This is a genomic window from Alitiscatomonas sp., assembly GCF_037242085.1.
Lineage (GTDB): Bacteria > Bacillota > Clostridia > Lachnospirales > Lachnospiraceae > Alitiscatomonas > Alitiscatomonas aceti.
Window position 1 is genome coordinate 40,359 of record NZ_JAXXBR010000075.1, and the last position, 18,496, is coordinate 58,854.

Here is an 18,496-nt window from a genome sequence, read left to right on the forward strand (position 1 = left end):
GTACAAAGGAAGTACAAAACAGAAACGGGTGATTCCATGGGTAAGCCGGGCAAAAAACTGAAGAAGATCTTTCTGATACTGGGAATTACCGGGGCAGTCTACGGAGGCTTCAAATACCTCCTGCCCCTGGTGGTTCCCTTTTTGTGCGCCTACCTGGCGGCCATGTGGATGGGACCGTCGGTCCGGTATTTTGAGCGGAGGCTCACGATCCGGCTGGGCGGGAAGGAGCGCAGGATCCCTGCGGCGGTCATCGGCGGCGTGGAGCTTCTTTTTATGGGAGCAGTCCTGGGCTGGCTTTTTTATCTTGGCAGCAGCCGGCTTCTGGCCCAGGCCAGGCTTTTCATGGTCCGTCTTCCGGAATGGCTTTCTGAGGCCGACCGGGTCCTTACAGGCCTGTTTTTAAGCCTGGAGGAGAAGATGGGGCTGATGCCGGAAAGCCTTGTGGGCCTGGCCAGGGAGCTGGTCCGCGACGCGTCAGAGGCCGTGCGTCAGGCCTCCCTTCCTCTCCTTATGACCAATTCTGTCAGCGTCCTGGCCTGGGCGGTCCGGGCTGTGGTATTTCTGGTGCTCTTTTTTGTGGCCGCAGTCATGACCCTGGAGGAAATGGATGAGATCCGGGAGAAAAAGAGCGGATCCATCTTCCACCGGGAATTTTCTGTCCTGGGAAGACGGATCGCGTCGGCGGGCAGCGCATGGTTTAAGACCCAGCTTGTGATCATGGCGGTGACGGCCATGATCTGTACCCTGGGACTGACCCTTCTGGGGAATCGGTATTCGGTGCTGCTGGGCCTGGGGATCGGGCTCCTGGACGCCCTTCCGGTGTTCGGGACCGGAGCGGTGCTGGTCCCCTGGGGAGCCTTCCTTCTCCTGGAGCGCCAGTGGTGGAGGGGGGCGGTGCTCCTTTTTATTTACGGCCTCTGCTATTTTATCCGGCAGTTCCTGGAGGCAAAGCTCATGGGAAGCCGCATGGGCCTTTCGGCGCTGGAGACCCTGTTCTCCATGTATGTGGGCCTGGAACTGTTTGGCGTGTCCGGCTTTTTTTTAGGGCCTGTGGGACTGCTCATCATTGAGGATCTGGTGAAGCTCTACGGAGAGGATGGGGAAAGCCGTTGACTTTACTCATCTGACGTATTATCATAGACGTATTCCGGGTCCTCTGGCAGCCGGAGTTTCCGGAGCCGGGGACCATTGATCTGTTTACGCGGGGGAGAAAGAAAATGAATGAGAGATCTGGATCGAATCTGAAGGCCAAGCTGATCCTCTTAGCCGGAGTGTTCAGCTGTTCCATGTCGTCGGCGTTTTTCCGGTATATGACGGCGCCCAGTACCATTGCAGCCACCTACCGGCTGGGCTGGACGGTGCTTTTGCTGACGCCGCTTATTTTTTCCAAAAGGGAGACCAGGAAAGAGCTGCTTTCCTTAAAAGGGAAGGATCTGGCCTTCTGCGGCCTTTCGGGCCTGTTCCTGGCCATGCACTTTGTGGTATGGTTTGAGTCCCTGAGCAACACGTCCATTGCCAGCTCCACGGTGTTAGTCAATACGGAGGTGGCCTTTGCGGCCTTCGGATACCTGATCTTTTTCGGAAAGAAGATCCGGAAAAAGGAGATCCTGGCCATCGGGATCGCCTTTCTTGGAAGCGTGGTCATCGCCATGGCCGATACGGGAGGCGGAGCCGGAAAGAACGCAGTCTTAGGCGATATCCTGGCGCTTTTAGCGGCCTTTTTCTCGGCCTGCTATACGCTGATCGGGACCAGGGAGCGGAGCCATATGAGCACCATGGTGTATACATACGTCCTTTATTGGGGCTGCTTTTTATCCCTGCTGGTCTTCGACGCCGTTTCCGGCGTGCCCATGACCGGCTATGAGCCCATTAACTGGATCATGAGCCTGTGCCTGGCTGTGTTCTGTACCCTTTTGGGCCACAGCGTATTCAGCTGGAGCCTTAAGTTCTTAACGCCCACCTATGTGAGCACAGTGAAGCTGGCGGGGCCGGTATTTGCCTCCGTATCCGCGATCCTTCTGTTCGGGGAGATCCCGGGACTGATCCAGGTGGCGGGAGCTGCGGTGGTGCTGGCGGGCGTCTATCTGTACGCGAAAAATTCGTAGGAGGAGGACCATGGATCAGTTGGAAAAAGTGGGAAAAAAGCTCCTGGGCTCCCAGATCGAGGATTCTCTGATGGAGTACATATTAAATGAGCCGGTGGCCATCGGTGAAAAGCTCCCCAATGAATTCGAGCTGGCGGAGAAGTTCGGCGTGGGACGGAGCACCATAAGGGAGGCAGTGAAAAGCCTGGTATCAAAGGGCGTCCTGGAGGTGCGGAGGGGCTCGGGAACGTATGTGGTGAGTACCAGCTCCCTGGAGGAGGATCCTCTGGGGCTTGGCCGGTTTGAGGACAAATACCACCTGGCCCTGGAGCTTTTTGAGGTGAGGCTCATGCTGGAGCCGGAGATCGCCGCCCTGGCCAGCGAGTACGCGTCGGAGGAGGAGAAGGCGCAGCTTGAGTCTCTCTGCGACCAGGTGGAGCGCCAGTATACTGCCGGGATCAACCATATTAAAAAAGACATTGAATTCCATACCTGCATTGCAAAGTGCAGCCGGAACCGGGTGGTGGAGATCCTGATCCCCCTTATCAACTCCAGCGTGTCCACCTTTGCGACCCTGACCCGCCGGCAGCTGATGAAGGAGACCATTGAGACCCACCGGGCAGTGACCAATGCCATCCTGAAGGGAGATTCGGTGGGGGCCAGGTGCGCCATGATCATGCATCTGACCTATAACCGGCAGAAGCTCCTGGAGCTTCTGGAGGCCCAGGAAAAGGACTGGGAAGGCCGGAAAGAAGGGGAATAGGGCCAGGGGGCAGACGTCTGATGAATGACGGCAGATGTCCGGCCGGACGTATTGTGCAGAATGAATGAAAACAGCGGGTCCCAGACGGGAGAAACCGCTGTTTTTTTGTGCGAAAAAGAGAAAACCAAGGAAGAACATCTGATGTATTGACAATAATAGTCAAAATAAGTACAATGAAACCAGGATGTCATAAGACATCTGATGTATTTAAGAGTGAATCCAAAGAGGTATGTAAAAACGGGAGGTATGTTCACTATGGAAGCTGTAGCTTTAAACCCCGGCAGGCTGGTAGCCGCCGCTGTGATCGGACTGGTACTGCTGCTGGTCCTGATCATCAAATTTAAGGTGCAGGCAATGGTAGCGATCCTGATCGGCGCCATCGCCATCGGTCTTCTGGCCGGAATGCCCTATGAGCAGATCGTAACAGCCGTCAATGACGGTATCGGAAACACATTAAAGGGAATCGCCCTGTTAGTGGGCCTTGGATCCATGTTCGGCGCGATCCTGGAGGTCTCGGGAGGCGCCCAGACCCTGGCTGTGACCATGGTAAAGCGGTTCGGTGACCAGAAGGCCGCATGGGCCCTGGGTATCACAGGCCTTGTGATCGCCATGCCGGTATTCTTTGACGCCGGCCTGATCATCCTGATCCCCCTGGCCTTCTCTCTGGCCAAGAGGACGAAGCGTTCCTCTCTGTTTTATGCGATCCCGCTTTTAGCGGGTCTTGCGGTGGGCCATGCGTTCATTCCGCCCACACCGGGTCCGATCCTGGTGGCCAACATGTTAAATGTGGACCTGGGCTGGGTCATCGGCGTCGGGATCTTCTGCGGTATCTTTGCCATGATCGTGGCAGGACCGGTATGGGGCTCCATCTGCGGAAAGAAATATATGGTTCCGGTCCCGGAGCATGTGGCAAACCAGGCAGATATGGATGAATCCAAGCTCCCTGGCTTCTGGACCATCGTCGGGATCATTTTGATCCCCCTGGTACTGATCATCCTGGACTCTGTGGCTGGAGTGGTCCCGGCCATGGAAAGCCTCCGTCCGATCGTAGGCTTCCTGGGTGAGCCCTTTGTGGCCCTTCTGATCGCCACCGTTGTGGCAATGGTGATCCTGGGCGTAAAACATGGATATACCATGCCGGAGCTGGAAAAGATCATGACAAAATCCCTGGAGCCCACAGGACTGATCCTTCTGGTAACAGCCTGCGGCGGCGTGCTCCGCTATATGCTCCAGTATTCCGGCCTTGGCGATATCATCGGCCAGGCAGTATCCTCTGCAAACCTTCCCATCGTTGTGGTGGCCTTTGTGGTGGCAGCCCTGGTAAGGATCTGCGTGGGTTCCGCAACTGTGGCTATGACCATGGCGGCCGGGATCATCGCGGCCATGCCGGAGATAGCGGGCCTGTCCCCCTTATATCTGGCCTGCACCACGGCGGCTGTTGCCGGAGGGGCCACTGTCTGCTCCCACTTTAACGATTCCGGCTTCTGGCTGGTAAAATCCCTGGTGGGAATGGATGAAAAGACAACGCTTAAAACATGGACCATCATGGAGACCCTGGTGGGAGGAACCGGCTTCCTTGTGGCCCTGATCATTTCATTCTTTGCATAAATAGTTCAGTTTTTCTCAGATTAGAAAAGGAGCGGCAGTTATGAAGTTAAAAAGTCAGGAAATGCGGGAGCTGGCTCCAGAGCTGGATCCCTTACGTATCGGTACGGGCTGGAAGCCGGAGGATCTTTCCAAGCCCCAGGTTATGATCGAGAGCACCTTTGGAGACAGCCATCCGGGCAGCGGCCATCTGGATATCCTGGTGGAAGAGGTAAGAAAGGGCGTGGAAGAGGCCGGAGGCCACGGAGCCCGGTATTTCTGCACGGATATCTGCGACGGCGAGAGCCAGGGGACCGACGGCATCAATTACAGCCTTGTGAGCCGTGAGATGATCGCCAGCATGATCGAGATCCATGCCAATGCCACGCCCTTTGACGCCGGCGTATATCTGGCAAGCTGTGATAAGGGGCTTCCGGGAAATCTCATGGGCCTGGCCCGGGCTGACGTTCCGGCCATCGTGGTCCCCGGCGGCACCATGAACGCCGGTCCGGATATGCTGACCTTAGAGCAGTTAGGCAAGTACAGCGCCAGATACCAGCGGGGCGAGATCGACGAGGAAAAATTAAACTGGGCCAAATGCAACGCCTGTCCCAGCTGCGGAGCCTGCTCCTTTATCGGAACAGCATCCACCATGCAGATCATGGCCGAGGCCCTGGGCCTGGCCCTTCCGGGAAGCGCGCTGATGCCGGCCACCAGCCCGGATCTTCTGGATTTTGCCAGGGAAGCCGGCCGTCAGGCCGTGAAGCTGGCGCTGACTCCGGGAATGAAGCCCAGCGAGATCGTGACTCTGGAGAGCTTTGAAAACGCCATTCTGGTCCATGCGGCTATTTCTGGAAGCACCAACTGTCTTCTTCATATCCCGGCCATTGCCCATGAGTTTGGGATCGAGATCACAGGAGATACCTTCGACCGTCTCCACAGGGGCGCCCACTATCTTCTGGATGTACGTCCGGCGGGAAGGTGGCCGGCAGAGGTGTTCTATTATGCAGGCGGCGTTCCGGCCATCATGGAGGAGATCAAGGCGCATCTCCACCTGGATGTGATGACCGTTACAGGAAAGACCCTGGGCGAGAATCTGGAGGAGCTGAAGCAGAACGGCTTTTATGAGAGATGCGGAAAATGGCTTTCCGAGTTCAACAGCCGCTATGGCGTGGCTCTGACAAAGGAGGATATCATCCGTCCCTATGATAAGGCCATCGGCACCGATGGAAGCATCGCCATTCTCCGGGGAAATTTAGCGCCGGAGGGGGCAGTGATCAAGCACACCGCCTGTCCCAAGGAAATGTTCAAGGCCGTTTTAAATGCAAGGCCCTTTGACAGCGAGGAGGAGTGCCTGGATGCAGTATTAAAGCACAAGGTCCAGAAGGGCGACGCAGTGTTTATCCGCTACGAGGGCCCCAAGGGCAGCGGAATGCCGGAGATGTTTTACACCTCTGAGGCCATCAGCAGCGATAAGGAGCTGGGCCGCAGCATTGCCCTCATCACCGACGGACGGTTTTCCGGCGCGTCCACCGGCCCAGTCATCGGTCACTGCAGCCCCGAGGCTGTGGACTGCGGTCCCATCGCACTGGTGGAGGAAGGCGATCTGATCGAGATCGACGTGATGGAGAGAAAGCTCAATATCATCGGGATCCATGGAGAGAGAAAGACCATGGAGGAGATCGACGAGATCTTAAAGGAACGGAGAAAGAACTGGAGACCCAGGGAGAAGAAATACCAGAAGGGAGTGCTGCGGCTGTTCAGCGAGCATGCGGCAAGTCCCATGAAGGGCGCATACCTGGAGTTTTAAGGGAATAAAAATGAGAGGGGCAGGTCCGCCATGGACCTGCCCCTTTGGCTGTTATTTACGCGGAAACCGTGTTTTTTATGGTTCCAGCAGCTCCAGATTGATGGATTTTTCTGTAAAGCCGTATTTTCTATACATTTCATACGCCGCCGTATTTTTTGCGTTGACCTGCAGCTCAATGGCGTCCATATTTTTTTCCGCCTTTAATCCTTTCAGAAAATCAAACATTTTATGTCCAACACCGGCTCCCCGATATGCTTCGTCCACAGCCATCCGGTCCACAAAAATAAGATCACGGGTGGTATGCGACGGACCTTCCACATGCTTAAACATGATCTGGAGGATCCCGATCACCTGGTTCTTTTCGTTTTCCGCAACGAAGAACGTATGGTCCTCTGCGGCCTGCTGAAACTCTTCCATTGACATCAGATGACTGGTATGTCTGTAAATATCCGGTCTCCATTCCACATGCATATCCTGTACCTGTGAAAGTATTTTTACAGCTGCATCGTAGTCCTGGGCCATGGCTGCCCTGATCTGAATCTGCATGATCCTCCGCTCCTTCTATAAAGTTTTTACGGATCCGTGAACCCTGTACGCGCCCAGGTCTTGCCGCCTTGCCGGCCGCCGGTCCAGGGAAAGCTCCTGCGCTGCAGGGCAGGTACCCGCTGGGATCATTTTAGCATAGGGAAAGGGGATTGTCCATGGAGATGAGCCGGAGGAAGGTGGATGGCGGAACTGTTATAATTGACAAGGGTAGAAAAAGGAATATAATAAAAGAAAGTTCTGGGAAATCCAGGGAATCGGGGCGGTTCATTATGTGGATGCTGTTTGCAGTACTTTCTTCGATATTTGCGGCGCTGACCTCCATTCTGGCCAAGGTGGGGATCGAGGGAGTGAATTCCAATCTGGCGACGGCGGTGCGGACGGTCGTTGTGCTCATCATGGCCTGGGGAATGGTATTTCTCACAGGCGGACAGTCCGGGCTTTCCAGTATCGGGAAAAAGAGCTGGCTCTTCCTGATCCTGTCGGGCCTTGCCACCGGGGCATCCTGGCTGTGCTATTATAAAGCCCTCCAGATGGGAGACGCGTCCAAGGTGGTGCCCATTGATAAAATGAGCGTTGTGATCACACTGATCCTGGCGTTTGTGTTTCTTCATGAGAGCGTCACGCCGAAGACCGTTCTGGGCTGTGTCCTGATCGGTGCGGGAACGCTTTTGATGGTGGTGTAGAAATCGGGCATACAAAGGAAGGGAGGAATCTGGATCATGATCTATGAGGGACAGATCTGCCGGGGACCCATGGAACGGTCCTCATTTATGCTGCCAGTGGCTGTGGGGTGCTCCTATAACCGCTGCCGGTTCTGCAACCTGTTTAAGCATCTGAAATACCGGCAGCTTCCCATGGAGCAGGTGGAGGAGGAGATCCTCCGGGTACAGGCCCTGGGAGGCGACCCGAAAACCGTATTTTTAGGGGATGGAAACGCCTTTGGCCTGGAGACAGGCCATCTGCTGGAAATTGCCGGGAAGATCCGGCGCTCCTTTCCTTCCTGCCGTTCCATCAACATGGACGCGACAGTGACCAATATCCGGCTGAAAAGCGATGAAGAGCTGAGGGCTCTGGCTGCGGCGGGAGTGGGTCATCTGTATCTGGGCATTGAAAGCGGCCTGGACGACGTTCTGGGGATCATGGAAAAGGACCACACCCTGGAACAGGCCTATGAGCAGATCCAGCGGCTGCGTGCTGCGGGGCTTATTTATGACGCCCATATCATGACCGGCATCGCCGGAAGAGGGAGAGGACTGGAAAATGCAGAGGCCACGGCGGAGTTCTTTAACCGGACCAGACCGGAGCGGATCATTAACTTTTCTCTGTTTCTGATGGCCGGAACACCGTTATATGAGGATGCGAAGGCCGGACGTTTTTTTCCGGCCAGCGAGCTGGAGAATCTGGAGGAGGAGCGGAGGCTTTTGCAGCTTATGGAGTGGGAGGGCCAGCGCGTGGCCTACGATGGATTCCACGACTGTATCACCTTCCGGGTCCGGGGAAGGCTTCCCGGGGAAAAGGAGAAGATGCTCGGAAAGCTGGACGGAGCCATAAAAGTGTGGAAAGAGAAGGAACCGGTCTTTGCGTGGGCGGAGAGGATACCGGACGCAGTGATCCTGAAAGAGTGACTGGGCGGTATGAGAAATCATCAGAAGGTTTGACATAACCGGTTCTGTTCATTATAATAAGTACAGATGCAGCCATCGCCTGCCGCCCGTTCTGGGGACAGGCGATGTGCCATATTACAGGAATAAGGAGCAAAAACTATGACATTTACTTACCCGGCGGTATTTACCCCCCATAAAAACGGAAAGGGCTACCATGCATTTTTCCCGGACCTGGAGTGCTGCGAGGCAGACGGGCCGGATCTGGAGGACGCCATCGAGAACGCCAGGGATGCGGCCTGCAACTGGATCACCGTGGAGATGGAGGAATTTGACAGCGATCTTCCGTTTTCTACCCATGTGGAGGATATAAAACTGGAAGAGGGACAGCTGGTGAAAATGATCTCTGTACGGATCAAGCTTCTTCCGGATAACGATTAAGCTTCCGGACGCCGTATATAGGGCGGCCGAAGAAATAATGACACGCTGCAGTCCCTGCCTGGACCGGGAGGAGTATATACTGGTCTGTGGGACAAAAGCCAGAAGAAAGAGAGGTATGGTTTTGAAGAAAAAGATCAATGTGTTCGACTATGCGGGAGACATCATGAAGGCTCTGGATAAGGGAGTCCTTATCACCACAAAGGCAGACGGGAAGGTGGATTCCATGACCCTGGGCTGGGGGACCCTGGGGATCGACTGGTCCCTCCCTGTGTTTACGGCTTATATCAGAAAGAGCCGCTTCACAAAAGAGCAGCTGGAGAAGAATCCGGAGTTTACCGTGAATGTTCCTTATGGGGCGTTTGATCCGAAGATCCTCGGGGTATGCGGCTCTAAATCCGGCCGGGATATGGATAAGGCAAAGGAGCTGGGACTTACGCTGGTGGATCCGGAGGTGATCTCTGTTCCGGCGGTCAAAGAGCTGCCGCTGACACTGGAGTGCCGGGTGGTCTGCGTGGAAAAACAGGATACAGATACCATGCCGGAGGAGATCTTAAAGGAGCATTATCCCAGTGAGAAGCCGACTCCCTTTGGCGGCTCCCTGGAGAATTACCATTACGCCTTTTATGGCCAGATCGTAAGCGCATATATGATTGAAGACTAAAATGATATAGGGGCAAAAGGCCGATCCATCCAACGCAGGCCTGCCTGCGGGAGGATGTCTGAACTTAAAATGGAACAGGATAAAAACAGGAGAAAAAACGATGAATGTAAAAATCTATAAAGAAGCAGTCCCGTCCTTTGATGCAGCTGTGATCCCGTTTTCTGATGAGCAGCTTCTAAGTACAGAGCTTCCGGAGGTGATCTCCGGTCCGGTGAAGGCTGCCCTTTCTGCTGGCAAGCTGGCAGCCGCCTGCGGCTCGGTTTATGATCTGAATCTGTATCTGGATGGTTCCTTTAAAAAGGTAGTCCTGGTTTCACTGGGAGATGGAAGCTCCACCAACCGGGAGGTGTTCCTGGCCTTTGCAAAGGCATTAAAGCGCTGTAAGGACGCGTCTGCGGCCGTGACGGAGATATTCCTGGACAATGCGGCGGAAATCACCCATGATCCGGAAATGGCCAAGAAGATCATGGAGCTCCCGCACCTGGTTTCCTATCAGTTTAACCATTACCGGTCGGTTCCAGTGGTAAACGGGATGGAGGAAGCGGCGGTAGTGACTTCCGCCGCTGGTATGGAAAGGCTTGCCAGGGAGGCTGCCCATGTGGCGGAAAGCACCATGCTTGCCAGGGATCTTGTGAACCATCCGTCCATGTTCATGGATCCGGAGCAGCTTGCAAAGGAGTGTGAGGCCCTGGCAGAAGAGCTGGGCATCGAGGTCCAGATCTATGATAAAAAACAGGCAGAAGAGATGAATATGGGGGCGTTCCTGGCCGTTGGAAGAGGATCCGCGGCAGAGCCCAGGCTTATTGTCCTCCGCTATAAAGGCGGAAAGGAGGAGGAGCCTCCGGTGGCCCTGGTGGGCAAGGGGATCATGTTCGATTCCGGCGGATACAGCCTGAAATCCAGAATGGAGACCATGCATGGGGATATGGGAGGCGCGGCAGCAGTGATCGGAGCGATCCGTGCCATCGCGCTGGAAAAGCTTCCCGTAAATGTAATCGCAGTGGTTGCTGCATGCAAAAACATGATCTCTGGTGATGCATATGTTCCCGGTGATATTTTATTTTCCATGAACGGAAAGAAGATCGAAATGCTCAATTCGGATGCAGAGGGCCGTCTGACCCTGGCGGACGCACTGACCTATGCGATCCGGAAAGAGAACGCCGGTTCCATCATCGACATCGCCACTCTGACAGGGGCTGCCCAGGGAGCAGTGGGCGTCAGGAGCTCGGCTGTGTTTTCCAATGATGAGGAGCTTTACGCAGAGGTGGAAGAGGCTTCAGAGCGGGCCTGCGAAAAGATCTGGCGGCTTCCGCTGGACAAGGAGCTTTTCCCTGTGATCGAATCTGAGGTGGCAGACATCCAGAACAGCGCCCAGGGAAGCACCATGGGCGGCGGCGCCATTGTAGCGGGACTCTTCCTCCAGGAATTTGTGGAGGATCATTCCTGGGTCCATGTGGATATTGCGCCAGTCAGCTGGGAGTCAAAGGATATAGACTATTCCATCAAGGGCGCCACCGGCTACGGCGTGAGCCTTTTGTATGAGACAGTGAAGGTAATGGCAGAATAAAGGCAGATCCTAGAGGGGGTGTTGCAGAAAGAGGAAGACAAAAAGTGAGTCCCTCCGATGCAGCACTCCCTTGATTTTTAGATTCGCAATAGATGGGCGCATATAGATTCCACATTATGGAAAAAATCCCGTATTGTAGAAAAATACAAGAAGAAACAAAGAAATAAAAATATAGTTATGCAAAATGCTCATAAAATTTCAGATTAGACTTGACAAATCTGGGCAAAGAGTTCTATACTATTGACAAACAATTATCGAGTTATAGTAAAAGTGAAAACACGGACTGGAGCCGTGTTTCCATTTAGCCCCGGAGGTTATACGAATAACCAAAACAATCTGGAAAATATGGATGAAACGAAGAAAGCATCCTGGGAAAAGGGACAGAAAAAGCCCCCCGGCATGGAATGACGGAGGGCAGTGAGAGAGCCGGATCAGAACCGGGTGGAGTCCCCATGAAGGAGGAGACATTCAAAATCCTTTTCTGGAACGGGCGCATCCTGAACCAGAGATACCATCAGCTCCGCTGCATAATACCCCATCTCAAATAAGGGGATATGGATGGACGAGATCTGCGGATACACGTTCAGCAGAAAAGGGGACGATGCCAGACAGATATGCTTAATGGTCTGGGGGACCCGGAAATCCTTCTGGAGCAGACATTTCTGGGCCAGAAGCCCCATTCTCTGATTGGGAGTAAGGGCGATGTCAAAGGTATGATCCCTCAGATAGCTGCTGATGGGGACTGTGATCTCTTCATCGGGGCCGTTGACTGTGGTGGCACAGACAATGCGTTTAAAACTGCATTCCGGATAGATCTGCCGGATCGCTTTAACGATCAGATCATATTTATTATGGGGATGCAGATGGTTGATGGAACGGGTGAAGTAGCAGATCTTTTCGAGATTGTGATCCCGGCAGAACTGGATACAGTCAAAGATGACCCGCTCAAAGGCCTTTTTCTCGGCCATACCGGGACAGGTCACTCCGTTTTCGCTGATGATCACGTAGGGGATGCCGTTTTTCTCCAGGGCTTCGGTCTCGATGGTCTGGTTATCAAAGGCCAGAAAGATCACGCCGCAGATGATATGGGAGTAATAGTAACGGAGGATTTCCGTACTTTCCGGATCCCGGCTGTCACTTAAGAGAGTCAGGGTATAGCCGATGGAATCCAGGTGGGTTTTGATCCCCTTCAGAGTTGGGCCAAATCCGGCATTGTTATAGTTGTTGCCTGGAACGAGCCCTACGGAAGTACAGTCCTGCTGACGGATATTCCGGGCGGATGCATTGGGAAAATAGTTGAGGCGTCTGGCAGTCTCTAAGATCTCCTGGCGTTTGGCCTCGCTTACCCGCTTCCCTGCGGTATTGTTGACGACATAAGAGACAGTGGCCTGGGATACGTTGCACTCCCTGGCGATGTCTTTGGCTGTGATTCCTTTATGGACATTTTTTTTCATGGCGGATACCTCGATTCTGGTGCCGGAAAGGGAAAACAAAGTGGGAATTTAGAAGCTATTGTATCAGATAAGAAGGAAAATAGCAATGGTTAAACGTATAATCAATAAAATGGGACGCAGATAGAGAAAAAATCCCGATGAAATACGCGGACCGGAGCTTAAAAAAGATAAAAGGAGAGGATGTATATGAAAAAAAGGATGCTTGCGGCAGCCATGGCAGCAGTTATGGCTGTATCTCTGGCCGGATGCTCTGGCGGGGATAAGACCACAGAAACGCCTGCGGGAAACGCAGGAACAGAAGCAGGAAAGGAAAACAGCGGGTCAGAGATCGAGAGAAAGGAGTACACCCTGGTCTATGCGGCTGAGCTGGCCCATATCAACTATTTAAAGTCCTCCTTGAGCACCTGTACCAGGTTTACGGAAAACTACATCGACGGTCTGGTGGGCTTTGATAAGTACGGCGTTGTAAAGCCGGCTCTGGCCACCAGCTGGGAGGTTTCCGATGACGGTCTCACCTACACCTTCCATTTAAGAGAGGGCGTCAACTGGTACACCTGCGACGGAGACGAATATGCGCCTGTGACCGCCAACGACTTTGTAGCTGCGGCCCAGTGGCTTTTGAACAAGGATAACGCCTCCACTACCTCCAATATTTTCTATAACGTGGTGAAAAACGCAGAAGCCTATTTTAACGGCGAGATCACGGATTTCAGCCAGGTGGGGATCAAGGCTGTGGATGACTACACACTGGAATATACCTTAGAGCAGCCGACTCCGTACTTCCTTAAGATGACCGCTTATGTCTGCTTCCTGCCGGCCAACGGCCAGTTCCTGGAGGAATGCGGAGAGGCCTTCGGCACCAGCGCGGACACTATGCTGAGCAACGGCGCTTATATCCTTTCCACCTTTGAGCCGGAGAGCCGCCGGGTACTGGAGATGAATGAAAATTACTGGGACAAGGACAACATTTTTATTTCCCGGATCAACTACAACTATAATAAAGAAGCAAAGACCCTGGCTCCGGAGCTGTTCCTCAGAGGAGAGGTTTCCGAGGCGGATATTCCGGCTGAGATCTTAGACGAGTGGATGGCAGACGAGGAGCGGAAGAACATGATGATCAACACGCCGCCCAGCACCTCCAGCAACTTCCTGGGATTCAACTTCGAGCCCATGTATGAGGAAGAGTATGGACCGGATAACTGGTTAAAGGCAGTCAACAGCGAAAACTTCCGTAAGTCCATCTATTATGCCCTGGACCGGGAGGCCGCTGTCATGACCAGCTATCCTTACAATTATGAGGGACAGATGCTGAACACCATCACCACAAAGAATTTCGTGGATGTGAACGGTGTGGATTATACCCAGCTGGAGCCCTTAAAGGAGCTGACCAATACAGACCAGCACCAGGAGGACAAGGCCCTGGAATATAAGGCTGCAGCCCTGGAGGAGCTTTCCGGGACCGTGGATTTCCCGGTAACAGTGGTAATGCCGTACAGCACCGGAAACTTAGGTCTTACCAACCGGGTACAGGTGGAAGAGCAGCAGCTGGAGGGAGTTCTGGGAACCGATTACATCGACGTGGTCTTAGTACCCTATCCGCCCACCAACTACCTGAAGGAATCCAGAAGCTCCGGCATGTTCTCCTTAATGGAAATGGGCTGGGGACCGGACTATACGGATCCGGCCGGTTATGTGGAGGTCATGACCTCCGATACTTCCATCGGCACCAAGTACAGCCGTCCCTATCTTGCAGAGGGATTAAAGGATGAAAACGGAAACAGCATTTATGAGACCATGGTCAACGCTGCAAGAGCAGAGACAAAGGATATCAACCGCCGGTATGAGCTGTTTGCCGAGGCGGAGCAGTATCTGATCGACCATGCACTGGTGATCCCGCTGTATGCATCCGGCGGCGGCTACCGGGCTACTTACCTGGATCCATTCTCCGGAGACTGTACCCAGTTTGGACGCAGCATGGATAAGTTTAAAGGAAAAGTCGTTTTAGACAAGCCCATGACCCAGGAAGAGTACAAGGCCGCTGAGGAAAAATATATGGAAGAGAGGGAGGCAGCCTTAAAGGCAGCAGCCCAGGCAGAGTAGCAGGAAGGACCGGAAAAGGCTGCATGTTCTGCAAACGGTATTTTTTGCAGCAGCAGTCCTTTCCGGTTTTTATGAAAAGGAGGATCATATGAGGAAAAAAGTCGCAGCATTATTGACCGTATCTTTACTGGCTGTATCCCTGGCTGGATGCTCCGGCGGCTCAGATAAGCCCGCATCGGGCGGGGAAGCCCAGGCAGAAGAAAAGAAAATGACCGAGTATTCCACCGTGTATACGGCAGAGATCGATACCTTAAACTACTTAAAGACCACCAACAGCGACAGCATTGCCCTGTTTTACAACATCCTGGATGGACTGGTGGAATTTGACCGGTTCGGAGAAATGATCCCGTGTATCGCAGAGAAGTGGGAAGTTTCTGACGATGAGCTGACCTATACCTTCCATTTAAGAGACGATGCCAAATGGTACGACTGGAAGGGAAATGAGGTAAGGAACGTAAAGGCCCAGGACTTTGTGGACGGGATCCAGTGGATCTTAAATAAAGACAATGCGGCCAGCACCAGTAAGACGGTCTATGATGTGTTAAAGAACGCCAAAGCCTATTATGACGGCCAGGTCACAGACTTTTCCCAGGTGGGCGTAAGAGCCGTGGATGACCAGACCGTGGAATATACTTTGGAAAAGCCCACTCCGTACTTCTTAAAGTAGCTGTCCTTCCCCTGCTTTTTCCCGGTAAACGGAGAATTTATGGCAGAGCAGGGCGAGATGTTCGGTCTGGACAAGGAAACGACCCTGTACTGCGGCGCATACCTGCTGACCAGCTTCGAGCCCCAGAGCGAGCGCGTGATGGAAGCCAATCCGGATTACTGGAACAAGGACATCATCTCCATCGGCCGTTTAAATTATAAGTACAATGCCGAGGCAAACTCCATCGGAGCCGAGCTGTTCTTACGGGGCGAGATCAATGATTTCGCACTTCCTGGAAGTATTCTGGACGAGTGGATGAACGATGAAGAGAAAAAGGAAATGATGCGCCCCAACAACCTGACCAATATGTCCTATTTTATCGGATTTAATTTTGACCCTGACTACGACGAGCAGTACGCCCCCGGAGACTGGAAGATCGCAGTGAACAACGAAAATTTCCGGAAATCCCTGTTCCATGCCCTGGACCGGGAGGCTGCGATCCTGACCGTGGAGCCCTATGATCCCCAGAGCAAGCTGTTAAACACCTTCACCAGAAAGAATCTGGTCCAGGCAGACGGCGTGGACTACACCATGATGGGCGGCCTTAAGGCCTATACCGAGGGTGATTCCTTCGACGAGGCCAAGGCAGTGGAATACAAGGCAAAGGCCATGGAGGAGCTTTCCGGCCAGGTAGCCTTCCCGATCCAGGTGCTCCTTCCCTTCAGCACGGCCAAGGTGGACACCGGAAACCGGATGCAGGTCATCGAGCAGCAGATGGAGGGCGTCCTGGGAACGGATTACATTGACATTATCCTGGAATCCCATCCATCCACGGGCTTTTCCAAGCAGGTAAGGACGCCCGGCGCCTACTCCATTATGGAAATGGGCTGGGGCTCCGACTTTGCAGACCCACTGGGAATGATGAATCCAGTCCATACAGCCGCTCTGGATGAGAACTATATGACCGTCAGCCAGTGCCAGGATCTTCTGGACGCAGATGGCAACAATGTCTTTGAAAAGGCCCTGGATGAGGCGGATGCGGAGACAAAGGACTTAAAGAAGCGCTATGAGATGTTTGCAGAAGCGGAGACCATGCTCTTAGACCATGCAGTCCTGATCCCCTTCTACACCTCCGGCGGAGGCTATAAGGCATCCTATCTGGATCCCTTCTCCGGCTACACCAGCCAGATGGGAAGGAACGGAGCCATCAAATTAAAAGGCGCAGTGATCTTAGACGAGCCCATGGGCATGTCCGATTACCCCGCCGCACTGGAACAGTATGAGAAAGACCGGGAAGAAAGGATGAAGCAGTAAATGTTTAAATACGTCTGCAAACGGCTTCTGCAGTCCATGGTCACTCTGGTCATCGTCGCAACAACAGTTTTCCTGCTGCTGCGGCTGATGCCGGAGGAGGGATATTTTGCAGAGGGATATGACAAAATGGATGAAGCGCAGATCGAGGCAGCCCTGACCGACATGGGCTTACGGGATCCGCTTCCGATCCAGCTTAAGAACTTCTTTGTGGGCCTGCTCCACGGCGATCTGGGAAAATCCATCGTTTTCCGTCCCAAGGTGCCCATTACAAAGATCATTGGACCGAAGATCCCGTATTCTCTCTACTTCGGTCTGGCCTCCATTGTGATCTCTCTGGGTCTGGGTATCCCACTGGGTATGTTAATGGCCCGGTTTAAGGGAAAAGCTGTGGATAATCTGGGCTCTGCCTATGTGGTCGCCATAAAAGCGGTGCCGGCGGCCGTATACTTCCTGTTCTTACAGCTTTATGTGTCCAGCGCCCTGGGCGTGCCCATGCTGTTTGACGAGAGGAAGCCCGTCAGCTGGATCCTTCCGGCGATCTGTATGTCCTTAGGAGGCATTGCCAACTATGCCATGTGGATCCGCCGGTATATGGTGGATGAGTTAAATAAAGATTATATCAAGCTGGCCCGTGCCAAGGGGCTGAAAAATTCCCTGGTAATGTCCAGGCACGTGATCCGCAACGCCTTCGTGCCCATGGCCCAGCAGCTTCCCACCAATATTTTAATGACGATCTCCGGTTCGATCTACGTGGAATCCCTGTTCTCCATTCCCGGAATGGGAGGCCTTCTGGTATCGGCCATCCAGCGCCAGGATAATACTCTGGTCCAGGCCCTGGTGCTTATCTACTCCTGTATCGGAATCCTGGGACTGTTCTTAGGCGACCTTCTGATGGCCCTCTGCGATCCCCGGATCAAACTTGGAAAGAAAGGCGGTGGAAGATAATGGGAGCAATGAAGAAGATTGAAAACATGGAGAAAAATCTGGAAAATTTAAGTCCGGACATGTTTACTTTTGCGGAGTATGACGCAAACGCCGCAGAGCGTACTGGATATTCCAACTACTCCTACTGGGCTTCCACCTGGAGAGTATTCACAAAAAATAAAGTGGCAATGTTCTTCCTGACCCTGCTGATCGCTCTGATGGTGTTTACATTTATCCAGCCCTATCTTCCGGGCCAGAAGAACCCCATAGAGGTCTACTTAAGCGAGGAGACCGGAAAACAGGACAGAAACCAGCCGCCCAGCGCCGATTACTGGTTTGGAACCAACTCCATTGGCCAGGACTTATGGGCCAGGATCTGGAGCGGTACACGTACCTCTCTGTTCATCGGCCTGGCCGTGGGCCTTTGGGATGCCTTTATGGGTATCATCATCGGCTCTCTCTGGGGCTATGTGAGAAAGCTGGATGCGGCGATCACGGAGGTTTACAATGTGATCCACAACATACCGAGCTCCATTATCCTGATCCTGGTATCCTATTTGTTAAAGCCCAGTGTGGGCACCATTATTTTTGCCATGTGCTTAACGGGATGGCTTCCCACGGCCCGGTTCATCCGCAACCAGATCGTGATCATCCGTGACCGGGAGTTCAACCTGGCTTCCAGGTGCCTGGGAACGCCCACTGGCCGGGTGATCACCAAGAACCTGCTGCCCCAGGTGATCTCCGTTATCATGATGCGTGTGGCCTTATCCATCCCCCTTGCCATCGGCCAGGAGGTGTTCCTGACCTACATCGGGCTGGGACTGCCCATCAGCATCCCGTCCCTGGGCAACTTGATCAATGAAGGACGTATCGTTATGATGAGCCCGTCCCTCAGATACCAGCTGATCTTCCCGTCCATCATCCTGTCCCTGATCACGATCTCCTTCTACGTGATGGGCAACTCCTTTGCGGACGCGGCGGATCCCAGAAACCATGTATAG

The 18,496-nt window shown here is 53.5% G+C and carries 15 protein-coding genes and 1 pseudogene; 14 read left to right on the top strand and 2 right to left on the bottom strand.

Going from position 1 to position 18,496, the window contains the following annotated elements; translation table 11 throughout:
* Positions 1-36 precede the first annotated feature (36 nt).
* From WIH05_RS07030 to ilvD, 5 genes are all read left to right on the top strand, one after another.
* Positions 37-1,113: an AI-2E family transporter gene (locus WIH05_RS07030; RefSeq protein WP_337425170.1), complete on the top strand. Its 1,077-nt coding sequence runs from the start codon at positions 37-39 to the stop codon at positions 1,111-1,113.
* A 104-nt stretch (positions 1,114-1,217) separates the two neighbouring features.
* Complete coding sequence (locus WIH05_RS07035; protein WP_022272840.1) at positions 1,218-2,105, top strand: DMT family transporter; 888 nt, start codon at positions 1,218-1,220, stop codon at positions 2,103-2,105.
* Between the two features lie 10 nt (positions 2,106-2,115).
* On the top strand, positions 2,116-2,847 hold the full coding sequence (locus tag WIH05_RS07040; RefSeq protein WP_022272839.1) for a FadR/GntR family transcriptional regulator: 732 nt from the start codon (positions 2,116-2,118) through the stop codon (positions 2,845-2,847).
* 255 nt (positions 2,848-3,102) lie between these two features.
* Positions 3,103-4,455: a gluconate:H+ symporter gene (locus WIH05_RS07045; RefSeq protein WP_022272838.1), complete on the top strand. Its 1,353-nt coding sequence runs from the start codon at positions 3,103-3,105 to the stop codon at positions 4,453-4,455.
* Between the two features lie 40 nt (positions 4,456-4,495).
* On the top strand, positions 4,496-6,241 hold the full coding sequence (ilvD, locus tag WIH05_RS07050) for a dihydroxy-acid dehydratase (protein ID WP_022272837.1): 1,746 nt from the start codon (positions 4,496-4,498) through the stop codon (positions 6,239-6,241).
* 75 nt (positions 6,242-6,316) lie between these two features.
* On the opposite strand, the gene WIH05_RS07055 is transcribed toward ilvD, so the two are convergent.
* Positions 6,317-6,787 carry an N-acetyltransferase gene (locus WIH05_RS07055; RefSeq protein WP_022272836.1) on the bottom strand — a complete coding sequence of 157 codons (471 nt, stop codon included), beginning with the start codon at positions 6,785-6,787 and terminating at the stop codon, positions 6,317-6,319.
* 269 nt (positions 6,788-7,056) lie between these two features.
* Here WIH05_RS07055 and WIH05_RS07060 point away from each other — a divergent pair, with 269 nt between their 5' ends.
* The 5 genes from WIH05_RS07060 (at position 7,057) to WIH05_RS07080 (ending at position 11,057) form a co-directional block, all read left to right on the top strand.
* A complete protein-coding gene (locus tag WIH05_RS07060; protein WP_022272835.1) occupies positions 7,057-7,470 on the top strand; it encodes an EamA family transporter in 414 nt (137 codons plus the stop codon).
* A 36-nt stretch (positions 7,471-7,506) separates the two neighbouring features.
* The gene (locus tag WIH05_RS07065) at positions 7,507-8,412 is read left to right on the top strand and encodes a radical SAM protein (RefSeq protein ID WP_022272834.1); all 906 of its coding nucleotides are present in this window, start codon (positions 7,507-7,509) and stop codon (positions 8,410-8,412) included.
* A 138-nt stretch (positions 8,413-8,550) separates the two neighbouring features.
* Entirely contained in the window at positions 8,551-8,829 is a 279-nt protein-coding gene (locus WIH05_RS07070) for a type II toxin-antitoxin system HicB family antitoxin (RefSeq protein ID WP_022272833.1), read from the top strand.
* A gap of 115 nt (positions 8,830-8,944) precedes the next feature.
* Positions 8,945-9,490, top strand: coding sequence for a flavin reductase family protein (locus WIH05_RS07075; protein ID WP_337425171.1), 546 nt, complete (start codon positions 8,945-8,947; stop codon positions 9,488-9,490).
* Between the two features lie 100 nt (positions 9,491-9,590).
* Entirely contained in the window at positions 9,591-11,057 is a 1,467-nt protein-coding gene (locus WIH05_RS07080) for a leucyl aminopeptidase (RefSeq protein ID WP_337425172.1), read from the top strand.
* 431 nt (positions 11,058-11,488) lie between these two features.
* Here the strand turns inward: WIH05_RS07080 and WIH05_RS07085 are convergent, their stop codons facing one another.
* Positions 11,489-12,511, bottom strand: coding sequence for a LacI family DNA-binding transcriptional regulator (locus WIH05_RS07085; RefSeq protein WP_022272829.1), 1,023 nt, complete (start codon positions 12,509-12,511; stop codon positions 11,489-11,491).
* Positions 12,512-12,697: 186 nt separating this feature from the next.
* Between WIH05_RS07085 and WIH05_RS07090 the strand changes: the two genes are divergently transcribed.
* The 4 genes and pseudogenes from WIH05_RS07090 to WIH05_RS07105 all read left to right on the top strand — a co-directional run bounded on the left by WIH05_RS07090 (position 12,698) and on the right by WIH05_RS07105 (position 18,496).
* Entirely contained in the window at positions 12,698-14,611 is a 1,914-nt protein-coding gene (locus tag WIH05_RS07090) for a peptide ABC transporter substrate-binding protein (RefSeq protein WP_022272828.1), read from the top strand.
* Positions 14,612-14,951: 340 nt separating this feature from the next.
* Positions 14,952-16,571, top strand: a pseudogene (locus WIH05_RS07095) (peptide ABC transporter substrate-binding protein).
* A complete protein-coding gene (locus WIH05_RS07100) occupies positions 16,572-17,516 on the top strand; it encodes an ABC transporter permease (RefSeq protein WP_022272826.1) in 945 nt (314 codons plus the stop codon).
* The gene (locus WIH05_RS07105; protein WP_022272825.1) at positions 17,516-18,496 is read left to right on the top strand and encodes an ABC transporter permease; all 981 of its coding nucleotides are present in this window, start codon (positions 17,516-17,518) and stop codon (positions 18,494-18,496) included. The genes WIH05_RS07100 and WIH05_RS07105 overlap by 1 nt, the downstream gene beginning before the upstream one ends.